Here is a 4873-nt window from a genome sequence, read left to right as displayed (position 1 = left end):
AGAATTCTGAACGCCCTCTGTTTATCGAAAAGCCTCACTTTGTGAGGTTTTTTTGTGCTAAATGTATAGAAAATAATAACACCTCAAGCACCTCAACAATGATCAAAACATTTACCTTTTCGTTGCTTAGTGTATTAGCAATTTTTAACGCTAAAGCACAAGAGCTAAAAACCATCGATGAAATCCACAGTGCATATAAAAATAATTCTATTAATGCACAGCAACTCACCCAAAATTATATAGACCGAATTAATAAACTTAACCCACAATACAATGCAGTTATTAGTATTGAGCCTACAGCGATTGCTCAAGCTAAAACGTTAGATGAACTTGCCGCCAAAGGCACTTGGGCAGGTCCATTACACGGAATACCTGTACTTCTTAAAGATAATATAGAAACGAAAGGCACACTTCCCACAACGGCTGGCTCTTTAGCATTTAAAAATAACGTTACTAATAATGATGCTTTTGTTGTTAAACAACTACGTAATGCGGGCGCTATAATTTTAGGTAAAGCTAATTTAAGTGAATGGGCAAATTTTCGTTCATCCTATTCGTCGTCAGGCTGGAGTGCCGTAGGCGGACAAACACATAATGCGCACGATGTAACACGTAATCCATGTGGTTCTAGTGCAGGCTCTGCTGTAGCAGTCGCACTTAACTTTGCGCCTATAGCATTAGGGACTGAAACAGACGGTTCAATTACGTGCCCTGCCTCAGTAAATGGAGTTTATGCAATAAAACCGAGTATGGGCCAAGTATCACGCTCAGGTGTTATACCTCTTTCAAGTAGTCAAGATTCAGTAGGGCCGATGGCGCATTCACTTAAAGATGCATTGCTGGTTTTATCAGTTTTGCAAGGTGAGGACTCCCTTGATGCAACAACTACAGGGTTTGAATTAAAAGCAGGTAATCTAAAATCAAAATCGTCACTTATTATTGGTGCACTCCCTAGCGATAAATTTACAGTTGAAACGCAGCGCCTTTATGCCAAGCAGTTACAAGCATTAAAACAGGCTGGGCACACTGTTATTAATGTAGATATTACTGATAACTTAGATACGCTATTTGTTGATGAATACTATATTTTACTTTACGACTTTAAAGCCGAAATTAATCACTACCTCGCAAGCACTCCAGCACAAGTGGCTGTAAAAAGCCTAAAAGCACTTATTAATTTTAATATTAAAAATAAAAAAACAGAAATGCCCCACTTTGAGCAAGACATCCTAGTTCAATCTCAGGCTATTGATTTAACTAACAAACAAAAATACCAAGAGACTAAAGAACGCTATCGCACTTTAGCAACGACAGCCATTGTTAATGTATATAAAAACAACAAGCTTGATATTGTTATAGCGCCTACAGTATCACCCGCCTGGAAAACAGACTTAGTTAATGGTGATAATTTTAATGGTAGTAGTAGTTCGTTATCTGCTATTGCAGGCACAACGCACATAACTCTGCCGGTAGGCAAAGTAAGTGGTTTACCAGTTGGTTTGTCCATAATAGCAAATAAAGAGGGCGAGCAAGCGGCTTATGTATACGCAAATATTATTGATGAGGTGTTATCGTTAGATACAAAAAAACCTGAGTAAACTCAGGTTTTTTTAAACTAAACGGCGTTAACTATGACTTTTTAAGTGACAGTTTTTCGCCTTTTAAGCTTTTACGAACGCTTGAAATACGTGAGCGATTTACAGCTCTCGCTTCACCGGTTGCTTGTCCTGATAACTTGTTAGAACGTGTACGGCGTAAATGCGCTGGTTTTTTACCAATTTTATCAATTAGTACTTCACGGTTACTTACTTCGTAACCTTCTAAATATACACGTTTGATTTTTTGACCGATTAACGTTTCAATTTCAAACAAAGTGTTTTCTTCTTCGCGGCTAACAAATGAGATTGCTTGACCTTGGCGACCAGCACGACCTGTACGGCCAATACGGTGAACGTAATCTTCTGCAAGCCAAGGTAAATCAATATTAATTACACGAGGTAAACCATCAATATCAATACCGCGAGCAGCCACTTCTGTAGCTACTAATACACGTACTTTGCCTTCTTTAAATTCACGTAAAGCACGACGACGGTTACCTTGAGATTTGTCACCGTGGCAAACGCCTGCCGGAATACCATCAAGGTTAAGCTCTTTAACAAGCTCGTCAGCTGTTTCTTTCATGTTTACGAAGACAAGCACTTGTTGCCAGTTTTTCTTACCAATCAATTCAGAAAGTAGTTCTTGCTTACGACGTTCTTCAACAGGGTAAACAACATGCTCAACAGTACTTGCTGTACTGTTAGTTTGATCAACACGCACTATTTCAGCTTGTTTTAATACTTTAGATGCAAATTGTTTAATTGCTGCAGGGAAAGTAGCTGAGAAAAGTAAAATCTGGCGCTCTTCTGCACAGCTTTTAATCACGTTTTGCATGTCTTCAATAAAGCCCATATCAAGCATACGGTCGGCTTCATCAAGAACAAGGTGCTTAACACTTGCAAGGCTTAAGTTACCTAAGCGAATATGATCAAATAAACGACCTGGTGTTGCAACAACAATATCTACACCTTCTTTTAAAGCGTTTGCTTGGCCGGCGGTACTAACCCCACCAAATAAACTAACGACTTTAAGTGATGTATGCTTTGCAAAATCTCTAAAATTATTTGCAATTTGTTCTGCAAGTTCACGCGTTGGCGCAAGTACTAACGCATGAGGTGCATTCGTTGTGCTGAGTTCAGACTCAACCAATTTTTGGATGATAGGTAAAGCAAACGCGGCAGTTTTGCCGGTACCAGTTTGTGCACTGGCTAAAACGTCTTTACCTTTACGAACAGCAGGGATTGCTGCGCGCTGAATGGGCGTAAGAGTGTGATAGTTAAGTTCGTCCAACGCCTGGATGATTTCAGGAGCGAAACTAAAAGATTTAAAATTCATGCTGTATAACCTACGGCCACATTATCAAGGGTCGCAAATTATACAGCAAAAACGAGTCAACAGTTAGCTTTAAACTGGATTAAAAGCTAAAAATTAGTTTGTTAAGTCATTAAAATATTGATTATCAACTCAAGAAAGCGTTAATACCTCATTTTGTTTTAATAACTGTGCTTTACCACCGACAACTTCACGTTCGTTAAGCTCATTTATTAATGGCAAACCTACTTTTTGTTGTTCATCACTAAGCGGTAAATACGGTAATCTAAATACTGGATTTACTGCACCTGTCATCATCATCGCAGTGTTAATAGCAATAGGGTTTGGCTCACAGAACAACCAGTTCATTAATGGTTGTAATGACGTATTTAACTCATCATTTTTAGTATCCATTAATTGGCGAAACAACCCAGGAATAAGGTTAGAAGTAACCGAAATAACACCGTGAGCTTTGTGTACATGACGAGCGTCGTGTGCTTCATCGTCGTTACCCGACCAACACGCAATGCCTTGCTGCTCATACTGTGCAATGCGCTCATTGCCGCCACATTCTTTAATACCAATTAGGTTCGAATGCTGTGCTAATGGTTCAATAATATCAGGTGTTAGGTCTTGACCTGTGCGACCTGCTACGTTGTAAATAAAGGCAGGTCCAATATCAAGTACGCGTTTAAAGTGCTCTTTAACACCCGCGATTGACGTACGTCCGTAATATGGGTTAATTTGCAGTGCTGCATCCATACCGCTGGCAAAGCCATATTTAGTTGCTTTAATCGCTTCACGGGTGTTGTTACTACCGGTATTACCAACAATAACCAGTTTGTCACCATATTTGTTTGCACTGTGCGCTATAAGCATTAAATGCTCTTCCCAGTTCATTAACTGGCCTTCGCCTGTTGTGCCACCGACTACAATGCCATCAACGCCCGCTGCAATTTGTATTTCAACGAGTTCATCGTACTTTGCGAGATCAATTTCACCGTTTGCTAAATATGGCGTTTTAATAGCTGTAATAAGGCTTGCTTGTTTAATTTTCTCTAGGGTGCGCATAAAAAATCATTATTTGTAAAACTTGCGCTATTTGTAACATAATTGCGGGTACTTTTGGAGGTGTAAGCCTACATTTAATTATAAAATCTCTTGTATTATTAAGTTTGGTAATACAAAATGAATAACTGTATATATAAACAGTATTTTATTTTTAACGATACCAGAGGCTTTATGCGTTTATCTGACTACTTAGCAACTCATTTTTATAACACCGATGAACTGTGCCAAGCATTAAATATAGATGCAGATACACTTTTAGCTTGGCAAGAGCGAAGTGTTTTCCCAAAACCAAGTTACTGTATTAAAAGCCAACTTAGCTGCAGCTCATATTCAGGCTTGTATGAATGCGAAGAGTATGACGACTATTACCCGCGCGGCTGTGTTAATTGGGGGCTGGGTCTTTTAAAACAAAAAATAGAATCATCAAGCCACGCTTTTAATTATTTTGCACAGCAATATACTGCAAGCCTAACTAAGCTCGCTCAGCAAGGATTTGCGTTTAGCGAAGAGCTATTTGGCTGTGAAATAGACGAGCACTTACAGCAAATTTGGCAACAGTTTTTATGCAGTAAGTACGGTGTACTTACTCAGAATGGTTTAATAGACGAAATAGTCTCGGTAGATATTGGCAGACTATTAGTTGACGACATTACAGAACTGCGCAGTAAAGCGAGTTTAAACCAAGAAGAAAGAGCACAACTACACCCCGCCATGAAGCTTTTAAACAAAGCGTTAGGGCATGGCGCCGATCATGAAAAACAACATACATTACGCACCCGCTATATAGATGCACTTATTTTAAAATACGATTTATCTATTAAATAGTTTTGCATTAGTTTATTTATTTGTAACTATTCAGCCTCATCTGAAATGAATATATCAGGCAGCTGAT

Annotated in this window: 4 protein-coding genes; 2 read left to right on the top strand and 2 right to left on the bottom strand. The window is 38.9% G+C overall.

Annotated elements, in window-relative coordinates:
* The first annotated feature begins 98 nt into the window (after positions 1–98).
* A complete protein-coding gene (locus GQR53_RS20235; protein WP_165745034.1) occupies positions 99–1598 on the top strand; it encodes an amidase family protein in 1500 nt (499 codons plus the stop codon).
* Positions 1599–1629: 31 nt separating this feature from the next.
* Here GQR53_RS20235 and GQR53_RS20230 read toward each other — a convergent pair whose 3' ends face one another.
* Together GQR53_RS20230 and dapA are read right to left on the bottom strand one after the other, a co-directional pair.
* On the bottom strand, positions 1630–2934 hold the full coding sequence (locus tag GQR53_RS20230) for a DEAD/DEAH box helicase (RefSeq protein ID WP_002958629.1): 1305 nt from the start codon (positions 2932–2934) through the stop codon (positions 1630–1632).
* A 129-nt stretch (positions 2935–3063) separates the two neighbouring features.
* Entirely contained in the window at positions 3064–3981 is a 918-nt protein-coding gene (gene dapA, locus GQR53_RS20225) for a 4-hydroxy-tetrahydrodipicolinate synthase (protein WP_165745033.1), read from the bottom strand.
* A gap of 171 nt (positions 3982–4152) precedes the next feature.
* Between dapA and GQR53_RS20220 the strand changes: the two genes are divergently transcribed.
* Positions 4153–4806, top strand: a complete 654-nt coding sequence (locus GQR53_RS20220) for a DUF6058 family natural product biosynthesis protein (RefSeq protein ID WP_024606143.1) — start codon at positions 4153–4155, stop codon at positions 4804–4806.
* Positions 4807–4873 lie beyond the last annotated feature (67 nt).

The organism is Pseudoalteromonas sp. Z9A6 (assembly GCF_011378805.1).
Classification (GTDB): Bacteria; Pseudomonadota; Gammaproteobacteria; order Enterobacterales; family Alteromonadaceae; genus Pseudoalteromonas; species Pseudoalteromonas distincta.
The sequence above is the reverse complement of the archived record's forward strand: the minus strand, read 5'-3'. Positions and strand labels throughout refer to the sequence as shown.